The sequence below is a fragment of the Methanobrevibacter sp. genome, assembly GCF_017410345.1.
In the GTDB taxonomy this organism is placed as follows: Archaea; Methanobacteriota; Methanobacteria; order Methanobacteriales; family Methanobacteriaceae; genus Methanobrevibacter.
In genome coordinates, this window is sequence record NZ_JAFQQZ010000021.1 from 73,920 (window position 1) to 94,384 (window position 20,465).

At 34.8% G+C, this 20,465-nt stretch carries 20 protein-coding genes and 1 pseudogene; 4 read left to right on the top strand and 17 right to left on the bottom strand.

Annotated features, from left to right (window positions below; all coding sequences use genetic code 11):
* Positions 1-372: 372 nt before the first annotated feature.
* The 3 genes from hacB to tes all read right to left on the bottom strand — a co-directional run bounded on the left by hacB (position 373) and on the right by tes (position 3,850).
* Positions 373-858 (bottom strand): homoaconitase small subunit, encoded by a 486-nt coding sequence (gene hacB / locus IJE13_RS02585; protein WP_292776699.1) that lies wholly within the window; start codon positions 856-858, stop codon positions 373-375.
* A gap of 143 nt (positions 859-1,001) precedes the next feature.
* Positions 1,002-2,000, bottom strand: coding sequence for a beta-ribofuranosylaminobenzene 5'-phosphate synthase (locus IJE13_RS02590; RefSeq protein ID WP_292776701.1), 999 nt, complete (start codon positions 1,998-2,000; stop codon positions 1,002-1,004).
* A 320-nt stretch (positions 2,001-2,320) separates the two neighbouring features.
* On the bottom strand, positions 2,321-3,850 hold the full coding sequence (tes, locus tag IJE13_RS02595; protein WP_292776703.1) for a tetraether lipid synthase Tes: 1,530 nt from the start codon (positions 3,848-3,850) through the stop codon (positions 2,321-2,323).
* 368 nt (positions 3,851-4,218) lie between these two features.
* Between tes and IJE13_RS02600 the strand changes: the two genes are divergently transcribed.
* Positions 4,219-4,518, top strand: coding sequence for a hypothetical protein (locus tag IJE13_RS02600; protein WP_292776705.1), 300 nt, complete (start codon positions 4,219-4,221; stop codon positions 4,516-4,518).
* A 66-nt stretch (positions 4,519-4,584) separates the two neighbouring features.
* Here IJE13_RS02600 and IJE13_RS02605 read toward each other — a convergent pair whose 3' ends face one another.
* The 5 genes from IJE13_RS02605 to wecB all read right to left on the bottom strand — a co-directional run bounded on the left by IJE13_RS02605 (position 4,585) and on the right by wecB (position 9,705).
* The gene (locus IJE13_RS02605; protein WP_292776707.1) at positions 4,585-5,160 is read right to left on the bottom strand and encodes a CDP-2,3-bis-(O-geranylgeranyl)-sn-glycerol synthase; all 576 of its coding nucleotides are present in this window, start codon (positions 5,158-5,160) and stop codon (positions 4,585-4,587) included.
* A 132-nt stretch (positions 5,161-5,292) separates the two neighbouring features.
* The gene (locus IJE13_RS02610; RefSeq protein WP_292776710.1) at positions 5,293-5,982 is read right to left on the bottom strand and encodes a hypothetical protein; all 690 of its coding nucleotides are present in this window, start codon (positions 5,980-5,982) and stop codon (positions 5,293-5,295) included.
* A gap of 49 nt (positions 5,983-6,031) precedes the next feature.
* Positions 6,032-7,054, bottom strand: coding sequence for a hydantoinase/oxoprolinase family protein (locus IJE13_RS02615; protein WP_292776712.1), 1,023 nt, complete (start codon positions 7,052-7,054; stop codon positions 6,032-6,034).
* Positions 7,055-7,156: 102 nt separating this feature from the next.
* Positions 7,157-8,335 (bottom strand): ATP-grasp domain-containing protein, encoded by a 1,179-nt coding sequence (locus IJE13_RS02620; protein WP_292776715.1) that lies wholly within the window; start codon positions 8,333-8,335, stop codon positions 7,157-7,159.
* Between the two features lie 38 nt (positions 8,336-8,373).
* Entirely contained in the window at positions 8,374-9,705 is a 1,332-nt protein-coding gene (gene wecB, locus IJE13_RS02625; RefSeq protein WP_292776717.1) for a UDP-N-acetylglucosamine 2-epimerase (non-hydrolyzing), read from the bottom strand.
* Between the two features lie 203 nt (positions 9,706-9,908).
* Between wecB and IJE13_RS02630 the strand changes: the two genes are divergently transcribed.
* Entirely contained in the window at positions 9,909-10,586 is a 678-nt protein-coding gene (locus tag IJE13_RS02630) for a DUF447 domain-containing protein (RefSeq protein ID WP_292776718.1), read from the top strand.
* Between the two features lie 81 nt (positions 10,587-10,667).
* Here the strand turns inward: IJE13_RS02630 and IJE13_RS02635 are convergent, their stop codons facing one another.
* Positions 10,668-10,889, bottom strand: a complete 222-nt coding sequence (locus IJE13_RS02635) for a hypothetical protein (protein ID WP_292776720.1) — start codon at positions 10,887-10,889, stop codon at positions 10,668-10,670.
* A gap of 138 nt (positions 10,890-11,027) precedes the next feature.
* Entirely contained in the window at positions 11,028-11,252 is a 225-nt protein-coding gene (locus IJE13_RS02640) for a hypothetical protein (RefSeq protein WP_292776721.1), read from the bottom strand.
* Between the two features lie 217 nt (positions 11,253-11,469).
* Here IJE13_RS02640 and IJE13_RS02645 point away from each other — a divergent pair, with 217 nt between their 5' ends.
* Positions 11,470-11,703: a DUF4870 domain-containing protein gene (locus tag IJE13_RS02645; protein WP_292776723.1), complete on the top strand. Its 234-nt coding sequence runs from the start codon at positions 11,470-11,472 to the stop codon at positions 11,701-11,703.
* Positions 11,704-11,816: 113 nt separating this feature from the next.
* Here IJE13_RS02645 and truA read toward each other — a convergent pair whose 3' ends face one another.
* Entirely contained in the window at positions 11,817-12,689 is an 873-nt protein-coding gene (gene truA / locus IJE13_RS02650) for a tRNA pseudouridine(38-40) synthase TruA (protein WP_292776724.1), read from the bottom strand.
* Between the two features lie 206 nt (positions 12,690-12,895).
* Between truA and nudC the strand changes: the two genes are divergently transcribed.
* Positions 12,896-13,789, top strand: coding sequence for an NAD(+) diphosphatase (nudC, locus tag IJE13_RS02655; protein ID WP_292776726.1), 894 nt, complete (start codon positions 12,896-12,898; stop codon positions 13,787-13,789).
* A gap of 216 nt (positions 13,790-14,005) precedes the next feature.
* Here nudC and IJE13_RS02660 read toward each other — a convergent pair whose 3' ends face one another.
* From IJE13_RS02660 to IJE13_RS02685, 6 genes and pseudogenes are all read right to left on the bottom strand, one after another.
* Positions 14,006-14,626 (bottom strand): ATP-binding cassette domain-containing protein, encoded by a 621-nt coding sequence (locus tag IJE13_RS02660; protein WP_292776727.1) that lies wholly within the window; start codon positions 14,624-14,626, stop codon positions 14,006-14,008.
* Positions 14,627-14,825: 199 nt separating this feature from the next.
* Positions 14,826-15,758, bottom strand: a pseudogene (locus IJE13_RS02665) (ABC transporter ATP-binding protein); the annotation flags it as partial.
* Positions 15,759-15,883: 125 nt separating this feature from the next.
* Entirely contained in the window at positions 15,884-16,387 is a 504-nt protein-coding gene (locus IJE13_RS02670; protein WP_292776731.1) for a GNAT family N-acetyltransferase, read from the bottom strand.
* 94 nt (positions 16,388-16,481) lie between these two features.
* Entirely contained in the window at positions 16,482-17,336 is an 855-nt protein-coding gene (locus tag IJE13_RS02675) for an ABC transporter permease (protein WP_292776733.1), read from the bottom strand.
* Complete coding sequence (locus IJE13_RS02680; RefSeq protein ID WP_292776735.1) at positions 17,329-18,318, bottom strand: ABC transporter permease; 990 nt, start codon at positions 18,316-18,318, stop codon at positions 17,329-17,331. Before IJE13_RS02680 ends, IJE13_RS02675 begins: the two co-directional genes overlap by 8 nt.
* A 178-nt stretch (positions 18,319-18,496) precedes the next feature.
* Positions 18,497-20,116, bottom strand: coding sequence for an ABC transporter substrate-binding protein (locus IJE13_RS02685; protein ID WP_292776737.1), 1,620 nt, complete (start codon positions 20,114-20,116; stop codon positions 18,497-18,499).
* Positions 20,117-20,465: the final 349 nt, after the last annotated feature.

Genomic DNA, 20,465 nt, shown 5'->3' on the forward strand with positions numbered 1-20,465 from the left:
CCTCACTCACTTTTGTTTTCATTATTCATCATATGACATAGCCAACAATCAATCTGAAATCTTAAGATTCAATAAAACAATTAATCAAACATATCATAATCTTTCTCAATTTGAAAAATTAAAAAAAATAATTAAAAATAGCTATGTCATTAATTTAAATTAATAAATTTAATTGATTATTATAATATTATAGATTAAGTTAATTATAAACTTATGTATTGATTTTGAAAAAAATATGAAAAAATCAATCTAAAAAATAAAGAAAAAACATATTCAAAATGATGGTCTTTAAAATAAAAGTTTGATTAATTTAATAAATGGTTTAGTACGCCAATACTATTTTAAGCAAACAATCAATCAATTTAATTAAAGTTATTCCTTTTCCTTTAAATAATGTTTAACTAGACCACCATCAGACAATATATTTATCATGAATTCTTCAAAAGCTTGGAATTCAACTTCAATGTTTTTGGTCTCATTGACAATGATTCCCTTTTCCAAATCAACAGATACGATGTCGCCGTCATCGGCTTCAATGTCTGCAACCACAACAGGGAGACCTATGTTGATTGCATTCCTATAGAAGATACGGGCAAATGACTTTGCAATGATAGCTTCAACACCTGCCGCCTTGATGGCTACCGGTGCCTGTTCCCTTGAAGATCCGCAGCCAAAGTTCTCGCCGGCAAGAATCAGATCACCTTGCTCTACGTTTTTGGTAAAGTCTGCTCTTTCCCCTTCAAGAACATGTTCCGCCAAATCCTTTGGGTTGAATGTTCTCAAATATCTTCCAGGAATTATGACATCGGTGTCTATGTTGTCTCCAAAATTCCAAACCTTTCCTCTAATTTCAGCCATAGTATTCACTACATATATAAAATTTTCAATAAGATTTAAAAAATAAAAAGAAATAGTTAAAGGTTCTTTAACTATTTTTCAACTAATAGCACAAAAACATTTAAACTATTTTTCAATTATAGCACAGATAAATAATATTTGAACTATTTTTCAATTACATAACCATGGTTTTGAGCTTTGGTTACTCTTACACGGTTTTCTCCCACTATTTCACCTGCTGCCTTGACAATGTCCTTGTTGTTATCGTCAAAGACAGTGTATAATGTAGGACCGAATGAACTGATACCTGTACCATAAGCTCCTGCCTCATCCATTGCTTCCATAGCAGGCAAGTAATGAGGATCCAAACTGTGTTCAAGCTTGTTGAAACCGACCTTTTGAAGTTCCTTGATAGCCCAACCGAAGGTTACGATATCCTTCTCAATCAATGCAGGAAGCAAGTTCATCAAGATCAAATGGGAAACCTGTTCCACTTCATCTTTTGGAATAGGGCAGTATGTTTGGAAAACATTTACTTCAGCTTGGTCATGCATGGTTTCCTCAACTTCAGGCATTGCAAGCAAAATGTTCCAGTCTTCAGGGAACTCATATCTTGCAATCAATGTTGCAGGTTTTGCCTTGGACGCTGAAGATGGCAGGAATCCAGGTTTTTCCTCTAGACTGTGACCACCATCGACAATGAAACCTCCCAAATCATGTGCAAAGGTACCGATACCGGAGGTTCCTCCTCTTCCAACCATAGCACTTAATTCTCTGCTTGTGAATTTTTCTCCTGTTTCGGATAAAATTCCAGCGGTTTCAGTCATCAAATGAGCGGTACAAACTGAAATTTGAGTTCCGGAACCTAATCCGGAGTGTGGACGGTAAGCTTCCAAAACTTTAAAATGGAACCCTGACTCAATGCCGCAGAGTTCTGCAATCTTTTCAGCAGCCTTTGGAATCTTTTCCATACATTCTTCTTTAGAGTCTTCTCTAATGCCATCGGCAAATTCTAATGTGTATCCTTTTTCATTGGTTTCTTCACTTTCCAATACAAATTGTGGATCGCTAAGTGCGAGACCTATACCACCATCAATTCTCTTATAAGATCCATTCAAGTCAATAAGAGACATATGTAATCTTGAAGGTGCTCTAATAATCATAATTTCACGACCATTTTTATAATAATCCAATAATTGAATCAGATAAAAAAAATTTCAATTTCATCTTCTTTAAGTCCAATTATCAAACCTATAATTTTAATTAATTAAATATTTAACAAACTTAAATATTTCGAATATTAATATATTAATTTTATTATATAAAGTTATTGTAAAAATTATTATAAAAATAGGAATAAGTCTTAAAAAGAATGGCATAAAAATAGAATAAACTGAAATAAAAAATAGATAAGAACAATTTAATAAAAAAAATGGAAAATTAAATGAAAATAGAAAAGAAATTGAGAAATAATAAAAATTATCTATTCATTATCTTCCTCTTCCTTTCCAGTTTTGTCATTGAATTCGGTCATCTTCTGATTCAATGGGACTGAAAACTCATCTTCAATTCCTTGTCTGTAGATTGAGTTCATGGTACAGAATGGAATGACTCTGCCATCAGGGACAGCATAGTGAATAACACAATCCTTTACCCTGTCAGTGTCAAAGTTGAACGGATCCATGAAATGCATGCAGGAAATGAGCAATGAATTTATATGGAATTGACCTAAAGCATCATAAGACTGGTCCTTAAAGATATTGAAGATGATCCTTTTAATATCCAAACTGGATGGTGCTTCCTTTTCATTGAAGATTTTCTTGAAGTTTTTGGCGGCACTTGCCACGATTCTAGGTTTAATCGCAAATGAACCGTTTTCCAACTTTTCAGTATATTTGTTTAGGAAAGCCAAGAACTTATCGACATCAATGAATCTGGTAATAGGGATAATTTTTCCTTCATCCATAAAGATATAAGTGGCCGAACCGCAGTGTTGGTGACAGTTCAATGTCACTGGAGGTTCCTCATTTCTTAAAGCTCCAATGAATTCAGATACTGGCTGTACAGAAGTGGCTGAATAGAAATCGTCCTTGGAAATTTGACCGTCTGTCTGTTCCTCCACTAATTTCAAGAAATCAGGAATGGTGATTCTTTGCTCTTCCACTTGGTCAGAAGGAGTTCTTCCTGCAAATGCTACAGGCTGGAAGTTTACACCATGGACAACATCACTGTTTTCAACGGCAAACCTGATGATGTCCCCTACTTGCTGGTCATTGACACCTTTAACAACTGTAGGTACTATTACAACTCCTAAACCAACTTCCCTACATTTCTTAATGGCATCCAATTTGACATTCAATAGGTTTTTGCTTCTTGCTATCAAATAAGGCTCTTCGGTAACACCGTCAAACTGCAAGTAAACGGTATTCAATCCGGCATCCTTCAATTCCTTAGCATAACCTTCCTTCTTAGCGATTCTTATACCATTGGTAGCTATTTGAGTGTGATGGAATCCTTCCTCTCTAGCCATTCTGATCAAGTCAGGCAAGTCTTTCCTTACGGTAGGCTCACCGCCGGCGTATTGAATAGCTGGAGCAGGTACCGGCTTTTCATTTCTTAAGTTCCTAAGCATTTGACGAATCTCATCTTGAGTAGGTTCAAACAACTTTTTGGAAACAGCCGCATTTGCAAAGCAGATAGGGCACTTCAAATTGCACCTGTTGGTTACGTCAATCAATCCTAAAACTGTGTAGGATTCATGTTCAGAACAGATCCCACAATTTGAAGGGCATTTTGCAACCTTTTCCACCATAGGATTTTCAAGGTCTTGAGTGATGGAGTCAAGCTGATCGACTCTGCTGTATAGCTCAGCATCACTCCAGTAAGTATTATTAAACTCCCCATGTTCCGGACATTCCTTTTTAATCCAGACTCTGCCATCCTCTTCATAAACCTCAGCCTCTAATGGCTTGAGGCAGATAGGACATAAACTAGTTGTATTTTTAATATGCATATACTCACCACAATTGATTTTTAAAATCTGTATAATCTGTGTAAAATATCTTAACTTTGGTATTTTTAAAATGAATAAGTCTATGAAAATTTTATTAATAAGTTAATTATGAATCTTTAAATGAAATGCTGAACTTAATTAATTTTATATAGAACTTATATTAACATAATGTATTTAATATTTATTTTCATAATATTTAAACTTATTATTAAAAAAGATATGAAATCGTAATAATTATATGAATTATATGAACTGAAAAATGAATTTCTATAGAAAATCCACAAGCAATAGAGAATAATTAAGTAATAGAAAGAAGATAAATAATATTAATTAAGTTTATTAAGAAAAGATCAGATTAGGTGCATGGCATGAAATTAAGTGAATGGATTAAATCAAACAACATACCTAATAACAGAATAATCAAGGTCCTTGAATATTATGAAAGCATCGAACCGATAAGCTTCAACGACCCTGAAGACGTCAAGGCGGAAGTTGAAGAGCACGGACTTAGATGGGTGGCAAATAAGTACGGGGTTCGTGAAAAAGAGTTAAAGGAATATGGCTGGAGATTTAAGAAACGAGACGATAAAGGTAAGAAAAGAGAAGAAACTCCAATCATAAAAACAAATGAGCAAAAGCCGTTAGTGGATATTTTTGATGATGAATGAAAAAATAAAATGATAATGCTTGAAACTTGGAAAAGATTTTGATCAAACTTTTTCCAAAAGTTTGTATTAGTACCAAACATCCTTGATTCCAAGCAAATAAGCAACAGTGTTAGATCCTAAATGTAGAACAATGGAAAGAACACAAATAAGAAGGAAGAATTTCCAACTGATTCTAACTACCAATAAACTTAATACGAGTGCACCTACTACGAAATCCAATTGATCCATAATAGGAGCTGGCTCTCCACTTTGGAGACCTATTCTTCTTTTAATGAAACTTCCGACCAAATCACCGAACAATGCACCGAAAGCCATTAGGAATCCTAAAATCAAACCGCCAATTACACTGCCATAAACAGGAAGGTCTATGATTCCGCCAGTCAATACGCTTAAATCTCCAAAGAAGGTACCTATAATACCTAATACTACACCAACAAGGGTTCCGATGATGGTACCATTCTGGAAGCCTTTCCATGTTACTCCATTACCAATAAGCCTGCGACCATCCTTGCATTCCTTTCCACCATCAACAGGTGTTCCTCCACCAAATGCAAGACCGCTAAGGTTAGCCACATAAGCAGGCAGCATAAAATAAACCGCAGCTAAAATTGCAATCAGTAAGTTGAATATATCAATTTCCATTATTTGCCTCAAAAAATTTAATTATTAGTCCTCAATAAAATTTTGAAAAAAAATTTAATTCATTTTCAATTTAAGATATATCCTTAATTGTTAATAAACATAAGTATTAAAAAAATCAATTTAAAAAAAAAACTAATTTTTCAAATGATTATAGGAAGCATCCAATAATCTATAGGATTCTATGAATGCCAAGGTTTTTGTATCTGTTTCCGGAATTTCATAAACGAAGACAAGAGTTCCGGTTTCAACTAAAGGAGTGTCCACTTTCTTGATTGATGTGCTTTTGCTTGGTCTTGTCTTATTTCTCTTATAAAAATTAAAGCCAATATCATCTGTAACTACCTCCGCTAAGTCTACAGATGCATTATCCATGGTTGGAGTTGCTATATAATATCCTTCTCCATATCCTGGCTCGTGGTCATGGCCAATGATGACCAAATCGGGATCTGATTTGGCTACATCGCTAACAACATAATCATGAACCAGAGATTCACCATTCTTTCTTCCTTGCTCGAATTTTTCAGGAGAATCGGTTACCTTAACCTGATAATTTATTATCTCCGCATCACTATGGGTGAATGCAAAGAACCTGCATGCCAAAGGAAGAATAAGCTTATGAAGGGATTCCCTTGAATGCATACCTGAAACAACTGCAATCTTTACAGTTGTATTGTTTGAGTGAGTATAATTTACCTTTGTCACATAACCCAAATCATTCTCACCAATAATTTCAGAGCTTCCTTCGGTTAAAATGAAAAATCCTAAAATGGCCGCAATGATAATTATCAAACTGACAATGATTATCTTAGTCTTCTTTCCCATAGTATCACAAAAATATCTAACTACTCTCGCAAATAGTAAATTTAAGAAATTAATCCAAGTAATTCTTCATCATAATGGCTGTACCAATAGCTGGAGCCACAGTACATTCATCATCACTATAGAAGTCACCCATGGACTTCACATCAAGACCTAAGAGCTTAGCTGCCTCTGCACATAGGATGTCCTTTCCAAGACCGGTTACAATCACCTTGTCCAATCCTTCCCTATCTGAGACTTCCTTAAGCCCTGCAGCAATCTGCTTCACTTGTTCCTTGTGAATATAATCAGCAATTTCCTTGATGTCTTCCATAGATAAAATGTCCAAATCTGCACATACAACTCTTGAAATTCTTCTTGCAGACTCTTCCTTGGACTTTCCTGCTCCATCACAGGTAGCGCAGACATAATCCTCATCCTTGATCAAATCAAGGACATTGTAGACATCGGCAGTGATTGCAAAGAGTTCGGAAGCGACCCTATAGTTTTCCCCCTTGAATGGGATGGAATCAATGAAGCTTGTAAGATTGGTCCTTAAGGTTCCTGTGTATACAAGCTCTCCAGTAGCGGATCTTTCGAAGTCGGTTCTTCCCTTTGCACATTCATGCCCATCCTTGATTGGAATGATGTCAGTGGTTGTGCTTCCAGTATCCACAAAAATGCAATCCCTCTCTATTTCAGCAACAATCTGTGAAGTGGCTATCCAGTTTGCCGCAGCAACTTCAATAGGATTTGCCATAAGTTCAGCAAGTGACAATACCTTGTCAACACCAATGTAAGCAACAGGGCAGTCAAAAAGCTTCTCACAGGTGGTGGCTATATCCAATACTCCTTGAGCCTTTGTCTCAAATGCATCCACCAATTCTGCAGTCATGGAAATTCCCACAGCATCTATTTCCTCAACAGGACATATCTTTTCAATCAAATCATATAGGACATTTCCCAATCTTTCATTTTGAGACCACATAGGCAAGTATTCGAATACTGTTTGAATATCCTTTATCTCACCATTTTCATACTCAACAATTGCCAAATCGGTGTTTGCACCACCAATATCAAAACCTGCTACCTTCACATTATCACCAAGTCTGATTATTCTTCTATTTCATTTCTAGATTCATTTAATAAAAATTAATTATCTTCTATCTTGATTTCAAAGATTTAACATTCATATAATCTAATTATCTTCTATCTTGATTTCCAAGATTCCATTGTCATTCTTACAAAAGCTTGCTTTTGAACTGTAAGTTATCTCACCAATATCCTCAACACTTATCCTTTTATCAATCAAATCAATGATTGTCTTTGCTATATTGATATTGATGATCTTTTGAAGCCCAACATATGAAGTGGTGAATCTTGAGTTTATTTCCAAAAGATAAATGTAACCATCTTCAATTATAAAGTCAATTCCCACAAAACCTTTTAGTCCTGGTACATATTCACATGCTTTTTTAGCATACTCAAAGACCTTGTCCTTTAGCGGATGTTCATAAGGAACATATCCTCCAAGATATTCTCCGCCGTTTTCATCTATTTCAACGATCTGCTTATTCAGGCTGATTGGGATTGCCTCTTTGCCATCACTGATTAGGCAGACACTGCAAACGTCCCCTTCAATGTATGGCTGAACGATGAATCTGGAACCTTCCTCATAAATCTCCTCTAAATCGTCAATATCCCTTTTAGATGCGATTATCTTAATGTTGTCACAATCCACACCAAAGCGTGGCTTTGCAATTAGCTTATTCTCCTTGACCACATCCCTATCGGAATTGTCCAAGACAGGAATGTCCTTAGGCTTTTGCATTATTGGAACTGCACCATCATCATTGCCATCACCGTAATCTCCATTGATTGTATCAAAGAAGATTTGAATGGCCCTTTTCCAATAGGTTTTCTTATTGAGGAGAATATTGTATGTCATCGGTTGAGGTATTCTGTTAGCCAGATAGTCAAAGGTTTCATATTTGTCAGAAGCGAGCTTAACTGCAAAATGGTCACTGCCATAAACCTTTACGTCTTTTGATTCAAGCAATTTGGTCAGATTATATAGGTTCATGTCACCTTCAGCTGCAATGAACATGGCCCTATCAAAGACATATGCCTCTTTTTCCAACCAATCTTCGAGGGTCTCTTCAATGACCACTGTCTTTACATCAAAGTCAAAATCGTCAAATATGTTTTCAAACTGCTTTGCAAGAAGCACATAAATGTCTTCATCCTTTAAGTCGCTTACAAGAGACCTTATAAGCTCTACAGCTTCTGAGACTATTGACAGGTCTTCCACACCTGCTGCTGTAAAGTATTCGAATACCAATATTGAATCATCATTAACGTCTTTCAAATCAACCATTTTAATCGCCTAATAATAAAAAAATAATTCTAATCTAATTAATTACTGTAATCCTCATAAATAACTGTAAGTCCATTCAAATTCAAGTCATCATAAGGGAATCTGATCTCTTCCCCTTCAAATGCTATCTTAACCAATGAATCGTTTTCCTCTTCAAACTCATTTACTGTAATGTCATCATCAATAGCTTTCATATGACGGGTGAAGCTTGCCATCACCTCATCAGGAGCTTCCATCTTAAGAGTGTCATTCTTATCTGATTCCTCTATTATTCTAATCATCAATTCTGCCGCATTTCCCATCCCATATGGGTTTTTGGCAGATTTCATCCTTTTTGCAAAGTCCTCATCATCCAGTATCCTTCTTGCATTCTCCAGAATGACTTCCTTGTCAGACCCTACAAGAATGTTTCCACCTGCAGTCACTGTTTCAGGCCTTTCAGTATTGTACCTTAAGGTAAGTGCCGGCACATCAAGTGTGATCGCTTCTTCCTGCAATCCTCCGGAATCCGTTAGGATGATTGTGGATTTTGAAATGAGAAGCAAGAAATCAAGATAGCCCACCGGCTTTATTATATGAACATGTTCAAGGTTGTTTAATCTATCAAATAAATCGAAGTTCTCCATTGTCTTTTTGGTTCTTGGATGTATTGGGAAGATTATGTTCATATCATTCAATTCCTCCAATGCTTCAATGATATTGGTCAATCTATCTTTATCATCAACTGTTTCCGCTCTGTGCATTGTCAAGGTAAGGATATTTTCCATATTGTCAATATCCAAATCAGCCAGTCCTTGATCATATTCACTCTTTTCTCTGTTTTTGGATATCTCAAGGTTTCTGAAACATGCATCCACTACAGTGTTTCCAGTGATGAATATCCTTTTTCTTGAGATTCCTTCCATTGCAAGGTTGATGGCTGACTCTTCAGTTGGAACAAAGTATAATTTGGAGCAGATGTCTGCAGCAAGCCTGTTGATTTCCTCAGGCATGGTCTCATCAAATGAGCGAAGACCTGCCTCAACATGACCTACTGGAATGTGCAATTTGCTTGCAACAAGGGCACCTGCAAGCACCGCATTGGTATCTCCTTGAACAAGCAGAATGTCCGGTTTCTCATCCAATAGAACCTCTTCAATACCTTCCATCATCTTGCCTGTTTGCTTTCCATGGGAACCTGATCCCACATGAATGTTATAGTTTGGAGTAGGCAATTTCAAGTCAATGAAGAAATTCTCAGACATTTCCTTATCATAATGCTGGCCAGTGTGAATCAATAAGAGTTCATGGCCTCTCTTTTCTATCTCATCCATGACAGAAGCCATCTTGATTATTTCCGGCCTTGTTCCAAGTACAATAGCTATTTTCATTTTTAAACATCCTTATATTAGTTGAATTAAAATCGAATTATTATATCCGTTGAAATTTGATAAATTTTATTTTAATTTATATTATATAAAGTTATGTTTTTCAAATAATATATAGTTTAATAAACATAGGATAACAGATAAAATAAAAACAAAATAAAAAGTCTAATAAATCAAAATGTTTAAAATACTAATTGAGGACAATTATGAAAAACGAATTAATAATAAACGACAGGCACTATGAAAAGGCAAAAAGTTTAGAGTCATTGAACATGTTTAAGGGACAATTGTATGAAACCATTGTCACCACCCAAAGCAATGAATCAATTAAAAATGCCGCACCTATTGGAGTGATCTGCAAGGATTCAAACCATATAGTGATTCATTTGGACAATTGCGTGCATACACACCAGAATATTTTGGAAAATGGAGAACTTATTGTAAACATTACAAAGAATCCTCTAATATTCACATATTCCACCATTGGAGAACTGGATGATGCATATTTTGATGAATTCAACGGATTTCCTTTGATTAAAGGCTCTTTAGGATTCTTCAAGGCACATGTAATTAAGAGAATTGAGAAAAAAAGAGAAAATGATTACAATGATGGAATCGGACATGTGGTTACCTGTGAAGTTGAGGACATTTATACAAGGGAATACGATGAGATAGTTCCTTTAAGCCGTTCCATGAATGCAGTCATTGAAAGTCTTGTCTACTATTGCAGATTCGACCACAAATACAAGGATAAGCAGGACATTATCTGGACCCATATGAAAGAGCTGAATAGGGTTTGCCAAAAAGTGGGAAATGAGTCTGAGAAGAAGTCCATGAAACTTATTTTAGATAAAATGAGAGAGAATCATGATTATTTGGAATGAAAAAAATATTAAAAAAAGTAGATAGAAAATAAAAGAAAAAGAAAAAAATTGATTTAATTAATTTTTTCTAATATAATTGCCTTATGCGATTGTTTGTGTTTCTTTATAGGTTAAGTATAAAGCTGCAATCCATACGATTATTCCAATGTAAGTAAATATGCCACTTACATACACACCTAAAAGGCCACAAATAACACCAATTGCAAATAAACCTACACCTTTTTTAAGATCGCCTAAGTATGCAATACCTAATCCGGTGAAAATAAATGAAATAACTAATGCAATGATTGCTTTTGTTTCCATGCTTTTTCCTCCATAATCAATAAAGAATTTAAAAATAAATTCTTCAAAATGAGTTTATTTAAACTTATATAAATAGCTTGTTAAAAAAAATAAGAAAAAAATAGGAAAAATTAGATAAAAAATTAAAAAATAGAAATATTATATATATTCACTTGCCATAAGATAAGCATCATATGCAGCATAAAGAGCAATCAATACATTAATTAAGTGAACAAGCCATTGTCTAAATACAATTGCCGCTAAAATTCCAACTATTACTGCAGCTACAAAGAATATGATACCTTTCTTTAAATCTCCAGCAACAGCTTGACCTAAACCTGGAATAATTAAAGACAAGATTGCACAAATAATAGGTTTTAACATATTTTCCCTCCATAGATTATAAGAATTTAGAAATTCTTCAAAGTGATTATATTCAAACTAGTATATAAACTTTTAATAATTGATTAAAATTGAATAAAGGGATAAAAAAAGGGGAAAAATTTATAAAATATATAAAAATTAATATATCAGTTTATAAAAAACCTAATATTAATAAGAATAATGCATATTATTCTTAAAAGATTTTGGAGGAGAGAAAATGGATAAAACATTCACTGAAAAATTTTTTGTAGGAATTGGATACCTTCTTGCAGTATTCTACCCAATAGTAGGTATAATTATAGGGGCAGCATTATATTTCTTAAAAAAAGACGACCCATTCTACCAAAAACATGGAAAATATATGATTATTGTTGGTATTGTTGTAGTTATTATTGAAGTCATTTTAGCTTTAATGGGATACCTAGACTTTTCAATGATAGGTAGCGTTTAATTTATTAATATCTTATTAGTTAAGTGACATATGATTTTAATTAATAAGATTCCTTTTTTATTTTTTAAAAGCAATTCTTTTTTTAATAACTCTTAAAAATTTATTAATTTCGCTTATTTTAAATCATCCAAACAATTCAACATGGATTCTGTAACTGAATAGGTCTTTTGCAAGTCAAAGAGATTGTCAACCAAATATCTTCTAAATCTCTCACATGCATAATCATCATATCTGAACCTGATTCCATCATACTCTATGTCCATTAAGATAAGGTTTTCCGGCTCAACAACCTTAATGTATGCTCTTGGTTCGCCTTCTTCAGGGTCAAGAAGTCTTTTTACATCATCAAGAGTCATTTTTCCATAATTTACATCCAGGAATACTCTCATCATCTTTCTAACCATATTCCATAGGAAGCTTTCACCATAAATATCTATAAAAATAGGGCTGTAGGTTTTGTTTAGATGAGCAAAATCATTGTTCTTATTCTTATCGGCTTCATCTATAACTGGCTGTGTGATTACTATGTCCTCAATTGTTCTTTCAGTTGTTTTCTGCTTTCTTTTGGTAAAATTAGTGAAATTATGAGTTCCCTTGAATACTTCAGCAGTCTGCCTTAAAAGATCAATGTCCAAGTCCTCTTCAAACAGTATGTATCTATACCAGCGCATTTTGGCATATCTTGGCTTGAAACCGAATCTGACCGGTGCCCAAGCGATTATCTGAATGTCATCAGGCAAGCTGTTGTTGATTTGGTTGACACGAACTTCCTTCTCGCTTTGGAAACTGATCACATTTCCCAAACTGTGAACTCCCGCATCAGTTCTCCCTGCTATTCTAAACCTTGAAGCCTTCAAGTCATCTATATATCCTAATTTCCTAAGATGATAGATCAGTTCCTCTTCAACGGTTCTCACATCAGGCTGTCTTTGGAATCCATGGAAATGAGTGCCAATGTAAGCAATTTTAAGTGCAGTTCGTTTCATAATAATCACAAAATAATAAAATTAGAATTTAAATTTTTAAAAAATATAATTTTTTATTCATATTTTCAATTTTTAATATAATTTTTATTTTAACAATTTAAATATTTAGCTATTTAATTAAAAAAAATAAAAATAATTACTCGTTTTTTAAGAAAAAATCATAATTTTCAATTAAGAATATAAACTAAAATGACAAATAATTAATTATGAAAACACTACATGATGAAGGATATATAAGCATTTATGATAATTATATATTGGACTCTGAAATCAAGAATACTGAGGAGAAATATTATTTCATCTTTAAGGAAAGGAAGCTCTTGCTTATCGATAATCAAGTTCCAATTATTAAGGACTTGAAGGATATTGGATTGAAAGATGATGATATTAAAAACTGTCTCCATATTGGAGAATTCTATTCAAAGGACTGCTTTGCAGTTGAATTAGTTGAAGATTTTGACTGTGAAAAATATATCGAATCCAATGAAAATCATGAATTCCTTGACTTGTATTTTGTCTTTGACATAGATGAGGAAAGCTATTTGATTGCCGGAAGGGCCATTCAGATAATAGATTGGGAAAACAACCATCAGTATTGCGGAAGATGCGGTGCAAAAACAGTCACTTCAGATGTGGAAAATGCTAAAGTATGTCCTGAATGTGGATTCACTAGTTTTACAAGGATTTGCCCGGCAATAATCACTACAATCATCAAAAAGGATTATGATGACCTTGATGCTGAAGGAAAGCCGACAAACAAGGTATTGATGGCTAAGCATTCCTACCACGAATTCATCAGATACACTCTAATAGCTGGTTTCCTGGAAGCTGGAGAAAGCATAGAGGAAGCGGTGAAAAGAGAGGTTAAGGAAGAGGTAGGCATTGAAGTTGAGGACATTGAATACTTTGGAAGCCAATCCTGGCCATTCCCAAATTCCTTGATGATCGGTTGCATATGCAAATACAAATCCGGTGAGATCAAGGTGGATGAGAATGAAATTCTTAAGGCAAAATGGTTTAAGAAAGAGGAAATCGAAAAACCGCCATCAGAGATTTCCATATTTGCAAGATTGATTAAGAATTTCAAGGAAAACTACTAAAAAAGGAATTTAACTGATTATTTAATTTCATGTAATTGCATGAAATTAATAATTTTGCTATTTTTAATTGAAAATTTAAAAAAAAGTTATTTGAAATAAAAACTTAAAATAAAAAAGTTAAAAAAAATAGAAAAAGTTTTGATCAAACTTTTTCTAAAAGTTTGGAAGATGGGTGGTTTAATAATCTTCAAATAAAAAATTAATAAGAATAAAATGCTACTTCATAGCAGCATTGATGTCCTTTAAGTATATCTTATCATCACAGATTGTGTCTACCAAATCCATATCGTGACTTACCAACAGGAATCCCATTTTTCTATCCTTTACTATTTTTAAGACAGTATCCAAGATTTGCGCCTGTGTGATTGCATCAAGCATTGTGGTCATTTCATCGGCAATCAGGAACTTTGTGTTTGGATTAAGGGATCTGAGCACTGAAAACCTTTGAAGCTCACCACCTGACAATTCCTGTGGGAATCTTGTAAGCCAAGATTTTTGAATACCGAATTGGGCCAAATCTTCATCTTTAACATCCCATGATTCAGCTAAAACCTGACTCATTTTCCATTTAGGATTCATTACCTTTTCAGGGTGTTGATAAATCAATTGAACCGGCTTGAATCCTTTTTTAGGAAGTGGTTGGCCCTCAAACAATACTTCACCTTGATATTTGGTGACATAACCTGATAGGATTTTACATAATGTGGATTTACCGCTACCACTGTCTCCTATCAATCCAATGATCTTATTGTTATCCAATTCAAGGTTTACATCTTTCAATAAGTACTTTTTAGCTGATGGATATTTAAAGGAAATGTTCTTTGCTATAAGCTCCATTTTATTCACCTTCCTCAATAATCTCAGTAGCCTCTTCTTCAACAACAGACTCTTCAACTATTGGCTCTTCAGAAACTTCTTCAACTACAGGCTCCTCAACAAGCTCTTCAGAAACCTCTTCAACTACAGGCTCCTCAACAACTTCTTCAGCAATTTCCTCAGTCACCGGCTCTTCAACAAGCTCCTCAGCATCATCATAATATTTGAAGCATCTGATCTTCTTCAAGCCAATATCAACCAATTCAGGCCTTTCCTTCTTGCATCTTTCAAATCTCATGTCACATCTGTCATAATATGGACATCCTTCAATGATTTCACCATGCAATGGCTGATATCCTTCAATGACTTCAAATCCATTTGCAGGCAATGCCTTGTATAATGATTTAGTATATGGGTGCAAGAGGTTTTCACCATCTCCTGAGAAGTCTTCCTTAAGTGCGATTTCAATCACATATCCTGAGTAGAAAATTCCTATTCTGTCTGCAACTTCCAATGCAGCATGAATATCGTGAGTGATTAAAAGAACACCAATTCCATCTTCCTTCATATGCTTGAAGTGATTCAATGTCTCTTCAACAGTCTTCTCATCAAGACCAGGAGTAGGTTCGTCTGCCACTACAAGGTCAGGATCGGCAAGCAGTGCGGTAGAAACAAGAACCCTTCTTGCCATTCCACCGGATAATTGGAATGGATACATATCATCCACTTCAGGACCTAAATTATAATGTTCAAAGATTTCCCTTTGCTTGACTTTCTTTGCCTTTTTCTCTTCCTCGCTATCGCAATGTCCAATTGCAATGTCTGATATTTTCATTAAAGGATCAAGGAAGTTAACGGACTGAGGCACAAGAACTATGCCTTTACCTCTGATTTCCTCCTTGTCCTCTTGTGACAATTCCTTGCCTTTGAATTTGATCTTTCCATTAAGTCTTGCATTTTCAGGCAAGATTCCGAATATTGCATGTGCAAGCAGACTCTTTCCAGAACCGCTTGAACCCAATACCGCCAAAATCTCACCTTCAGCAATATCCAAGGTCAAATCAGTGATTACCTTCAAATCCCTCTGATTCAACCCTTTTGTGTATTGTATAAATGAAATTGAAACATTTTCAACATCCAATAATTTGTCCATTAAACCACCTATATTGTTTAAATTTCAATTAACACTTCTTGTAATTAAGATATCATCATTAAATTTCAATTAACCTTTCCAATAATAGATAATCCTCATTAAAATTTCAATTAACCCTTTTTAAATTAAATAATCTTTATCATGTGATTCGTTTCATCATAGTCATCTTCTTCTATGGTTACCACATAACCTAAAGAGCTCCAAAATGGCAAAGCTGCCTCCAGATATCTGTGAGTATTAAGATAAATCTGATCGTATCCTGCCTTTTTTGCAAACTCTTCCAAGTTTTCAACAAGACTGCGTGCAAGTCCCATTCTCCTATAGTCCTTGTCAACCATTATTCTCCATATGCTTGCAGTGTTGTCTTCTGTGTACTGGCCTTTGAAAAACTCATAATCCTTGTCATATGCCCTAATTCCAGCTGTTGCAACTATCCTTTCTCCATCATATGCTGCAAAGAAGCCATTCCTTTCCGGCAAGACATAATACTCTTTCAATCCCTCAATATCATAGTGAAATTCAGGCATAGGCCCAATACCATATTCGATTTTTATCTGTTCATATAAGAAATCCTGAACAGACTTTATTTGAGAGTCATCGTTTTCGATTTCTCTAATTTCTATATTCATTTAATCTCCTAAATATGATTTCAATTATCATATTACGATTTATAGTCCTATTTCCCCTAAAAAAATTGAAAAAGAGAAATTATTAAAATTTCTCTTATTCTTGCGCAGTTTCAGGATTGAGCAGTTTTTCAACATTTTCTCCAATCAAGTCAAAGAGCAGTACCACTAACAATAGTGATACACCAGGATAGAATGCAAGCCACCAGTATCCAGAGGATAAGTAGTGCATGGATTCCGCCAATATAACTCCAATTGCAGGTTCATGAGGTGGCAATCCGAATCCTAAGAATGTGATTGCAGCTTCGTGCATGATTGCATGAGGGAACATTAGGATTACACCTACAATTATCTGGGAAATGATCAATGGGAAAATGTGTTTAATCGCTATCCAAACCTTTGTTCTTCCGAGATTTTCTGCGAGAGCAATGTATTCCTTGGTTCTGATTTCCTTAACTTCGGATCTGAGAACTCTTGCAAGCGGTGTCCAATGAGTCAAACCTACACCCATGATTACACCGAACACTCCTCCTCCGAACATTATTGAAACAAGGATAATCAAAAGAATATGTGGAATTGAACCGAATAGGTCTATTATTCCTGCAACACATTCATCAGCAAACTTGTTGAAGCTTGAGAACAATCCTAAAGTAATGGAGATTATTGTACTGATTACTGATGCAATGAAACCTACCATTATACTTAATCCAAGACCGGCAACTGTTCTTTGGAACATGTCCCTTCCCATCCAATCGGTTCCGAAAAGATGTTCCAATGAAGGCATTTGATTAGCTGAAGCAAAATTAGTAGGGATATCCCTTATGAAATATCCGCATATGAAAATGCTTAGGATAATCAAAACTGCAAGTGCAATGATTACAAGGGTTTTTGTTCTAAGATTTGCACGGTATATGAACCATTGCTCCTTATCATTAGCTCTTTTCTTAATCATTGAACTCATTCTCCTTAATTCTTGGATCTATGAAGTAATAGGAAATATCCGCAAGCAAGTTACCGACAAATACAAATATTGCACTGATTACCACAATTCCTAAAAATAGCGGAACATCATTTTGAAGACCGGCTGCAACTGCAGTCTGTCCGATTCCAGGATATGAGAATACCTGTTCCACCATTACTGCTCCACCGAACAATTCGCTGAATGAAAGGAATTGGAGTGTGATTGCAGGTAACATTATATTCCTTAAACCATGATCTTTTACTAAATTCCAACCTTTTTCCCCTCTGGATTTTGCAAACAATACATAATCAGAGGACAATACTTGGGTCAGTTCATTACGTGTGTACATTGCAATCGGCGCAAGCCCAACAAGACTTAATGTCAATGTAGGAAGGACAAGCCTGGTTGCCCACTCTATGAATGTCGCATCAGTACTTCTTACACCAATAGGAACACCGAATCCTATTGGGAACCATCCAAGGTAAACGGAAAATACCATCAGTATGAGCATACCTACCCAAAAGGATGGTGCGGATTGAATTGCATAACAGTAAACCTTCACTGCCTTGTCAATCCAGGAACCTTTGTTCTTACCAGCTACGACTCCTAATGCGAAACCAATGACACCACTTAATATCCATGATATTGTCATTAAAGCAAGAGAAGCCATGAACTTATCAATGATAACATCCATAACCGGCCTACGATATATCAAGGACATTCCCAAATCTCCTTGAATCAAATCCATAAGCCAATGGAAGATCTTTTCAGGCAATGGAACATTTGTACCGAAGTACTGCTGTAAGATTTGTCTTTGAGCTTCTGATACTGCAGCACCATGTAAATAAGCATTAACTGGGTCAATAGGGGATAAATCTAATAATACAAAACTGAATATTGCAACAGCAACCATCAATACGATGAAACGTACCAATTTCCAGCCAAAATATTTTGCTACCTTTTGTTTATTCATTTAAAATAAACCCCCTTAATTTTTTTAAAATACAAATATTCTTTTAAAGTCTAAAAAGGAACAATCATTCTCAAAATCCAATTTTGGAATCAATAGGAAATAAACTGATATTGATATATTCTTAATTAGGATTTAAAAGAAAAAATTTATAAAAAAAATAAAAAAGGAAATGAAAAAATTATGCAGTTGAATTGGTTCTAGTCCATTCAACAACATTAATTAAGAAGTCATTTCCTAAACCGTCAGGTTGTTCACCCATATCAATATCTTCTTTTACGAAGTAGTTGTAGTTGTAGTTAACAAGCCATACCCATGGAGCGTCTCCAGCAGGACCCCAACCTCCGCCGTTTACAAGAGCGGATTCAGCCCATAACTTGTCAGCTGCGTTGAAGTCATTGGAATGCATTGCTTGTTCCATTAAACTATCAGAAGCAGCATTGCTGTATAAGTTAGGGTTCATGTAGAAGTCATCTACCTCTTTACTGTGGAATTGTTGGTAGATGGATTTATATGGGTCAGGTGAGGTTTGTTGCATTACTGCAGCAGAGGAATACATGTTCAAGTAGATGGTATCCCAGTCAGCACCTTGGAGGTTTACTTCAATACCTAAATCTTTAGCTTGTTCTGCAAATACGGTTGCTAAGGATTGTCTGTCAAGGTAATCAGGTGGGTAGTATAAGTCAAAGGATGCTTTTACACCATCTTTTTCAACAATTCCATCACCATCAGTGTCTTCCCATCCACCTTCCTTAAGGATTTGTTTAGCTTTAGCAACATCACCATCTTTTACTTTTGCATTAGGGTTTGCAAAGGTTCTTGTATCTACACTGGTATATTCTGGGCTAGCGTGACCGGAGAATACTTCATCACAGATTTTTTGACGGTTTACACCGACGTTCAATGCTTCTCTGATTGCTTTGTCAGCAGTTACATTGTTACCGATCTTTGCGCCAGCAGGACTGGTCTTGCCTTCATCTGCAATGTATGGCAAGGAAATACCTTGTGCTCTACCTGCAGATTTTTCAACGAAGTTGTAACCGTCTACAGTTTCGTTCAATGCAGAAGTTGCAACTGGAGCTACATCAACTTGACCGGATTTAGCAAGCTCTAACCAGGTAGCTTCATCAGGGAACAACATGTTGATTTGAGTGAAGTAAGGGGTGTCTCCATACCAATTGTCATTTAAGGTGAAGATTGCTTGTTGACCTTTATCCCAGTGGTCCAATACATATGGTCCAGTACCGATTGGGTTTTCACCGTAGGTTTCATTGTCATACTCTTCAGGTACGATACCTACGTATCTTAAGTCATAGATAAAGGTTGATCTTGGTTCCACTAATTTGAATTCAACACAAGTGTCGTTTTTAGCGGTTACCTTTTCAAGATTGGTTAAATCCAAGTCAGTTTCAGTTTCTTTTGCAGTGTTGAATGTAAATGCTACATCCTTTGCGTCAAAAGTAGAGTTGTCTGAGAATTTAACATCATCTCTAACATTTACAGTCCAAGTTAAACCGTCAGCACTGATTGAATAATCAGTTGCGAGATCAGGAACTATGTCTCCGTTTTTATCTGTTTTGAATAAACAGCTTTGTACAAGTGGGTTATAGTTCATGTGTCCACAGCCCCAACCAGTAAGTGGGTTGAAACCAGCTTCTGGTTCTTTCATGTTACTGTGAGTCGCTACAGTCAAATGAGTAGGATCGCTGTCAGTTGATCCTCCCATGAAAGCAAATGCAGCAAGACCAATAACAAGAATAGCTGCTACAGCACCTATAATCCTCTTAGTTTTTTGATCCATAATTTATTCACCATGTATAAATTTTTATTAAAATAACCTAATATTGTAAGAGTATTACTTTTTTGTAGAAAAATGACCTATAAGTAATACTTATTTTAATTATTTTAATACTAAACTTATTTATGTAGTAATAAATATAAAAAGATATTTATTACTTTTCAATTAAACTTGAATTATATAAGTATTTAAAAAATTTTCAAATAAAAATATGCAAAAATAGCATTTTAAAATTAATTTTTTATATTTTATTCAATTTTTTAGAATAATAATTTACAAAGTAATAAAATTTAGTTTCAACTAAAAATAATACTTAAATTAAATTTATATATAATCAAGTCTAAATATTCGA

Bases quoted from the DNA above. Each gene is read 5' to 3' on its own strand.
- wecB (WP_292776717.1), bottom strand. From the start codon at position 9,705: ATGAAAATAGCTATTGTACTTGGAACAAGGCCGGAAATAATCAAGATG.
- IJE13_RS02680 (WP_292776735.1), bottom strand. From the start codon at position 18,318: ATGAATAAACAAAAGGTAGCAAAATATTTTGGCTGGAAATTGGTACGT.
- IJE13_RS02610 (WP_292776710.1), bottom strand. From the start codon at position 5,982: ATGGGAAAGAAGACTAAGATAATCATTGTCAGTTTGATAATTATCATT.
- IJE13_RS02660 (WP_292776727.1), bottom strand. From the start codon at position 14,626: ATGGAGCTTATAGCAAAGAACATTTCCTTTAAATATCCATCAGCTAAA.
- IJE13_RS02675 (WP_292776733.1), bottom strand. From the start codon at position 17,336: ATGATTAAGAAAAGAGCTAATGATAAGGAGCAATGGTTCATATACCGT.
- IJE13_RS02645 (WP_292776723.1), top strand. From the start codon at position 11,470: ATGGATAAAACATTCACTGAAAAATTTTTTGTAGGAATTGGATACCTT.
- IJE13_RS02620 (WP_292776715.1), bottom strand. From the start codon at position 8,335: ATGGTTGATTTGAAAGACGTTAATGATGATTCAATATTGGTATTCGAA.
- IJE13_RS02670 (WP_292776731.1), bottom strand. From the start codon at position 16,387: ATGAATATAGAAATTAGAGAAATCGAAAACGATGACTCTCAAATAAAG.
- IJE13_RS02635 (WP_292776720.1), bottom strand. From the start codon at position 10,889: ATGGAAACAAAAGCAATCATTGCATTAGTTATTTCATTTATTTTCACC.
- hacB (WP_292776699.1), bottom strand. From the start codon at position 858: ATGGCTGAAATTAGAGGAAAGGTTTGGAATTTTGGAGACAACATAGAC.
- IJE13_RS02605 (WP_292776707.1), bottom strand. From the start codon at position 5,160: ATGGAAATTGATATATTCAACTTACTGATTGCAATTTTAGCTGCGGTT.
- IJE13_RS02630 (WP_292776718.1), top strand. From the start codon at position 9,909: ATGAAAAACGAATTAATAATAAACGACAGGCACTATGAAAAGGCAAAA.
- IJE13_RS02640 (WP_292776721.1), bottom strand. From the start codon at position 11,252: ATGTTAAAACCTATTATTTGTGCAATCTTGTCTTTAATTATTCCAGGT.
- tes (WP_292776703.1), bottom strand. From the start codon at position 3,850: ATGCATATTAAAAATACAACTAGTTTATGTCCTATCTGCCTCAAGCCA.
- IJE13_RS02590 (WP_292776701.1), bottom strand. From the start codon at position 2,000: ATGATTATTAGAGCACCTTCAAGATTACATATGTCTCTTATTGACTTG.
- IJE13_RS02600 (WP_292776705.1), top strand. From the start codon at position 4,219: ATGAAATTAAGTGAATGGATTAAATCAAACAACATACCTAATAACAGA.
- nudC (WP_292776726.1), top strand. From the start codon at position 12,896: ATGAAAACACTACATGATGAAGGATATATAAGCATTTATGATAATTAT.
- IJE13_RS02685 (WP_292776737.1), bottom strand. From the start codon at position 20,116: ATGGATCAAAAAACTAAGAGGATTATAGGTGCTGTAGCAGCTATTCTT.
- truA (WP_292776724.1), bottom strand. From the start codon at position 12,689: ATGAAACGAACTGCACTTAAAATTGCTTACATTGGCACTCATTTCCAT.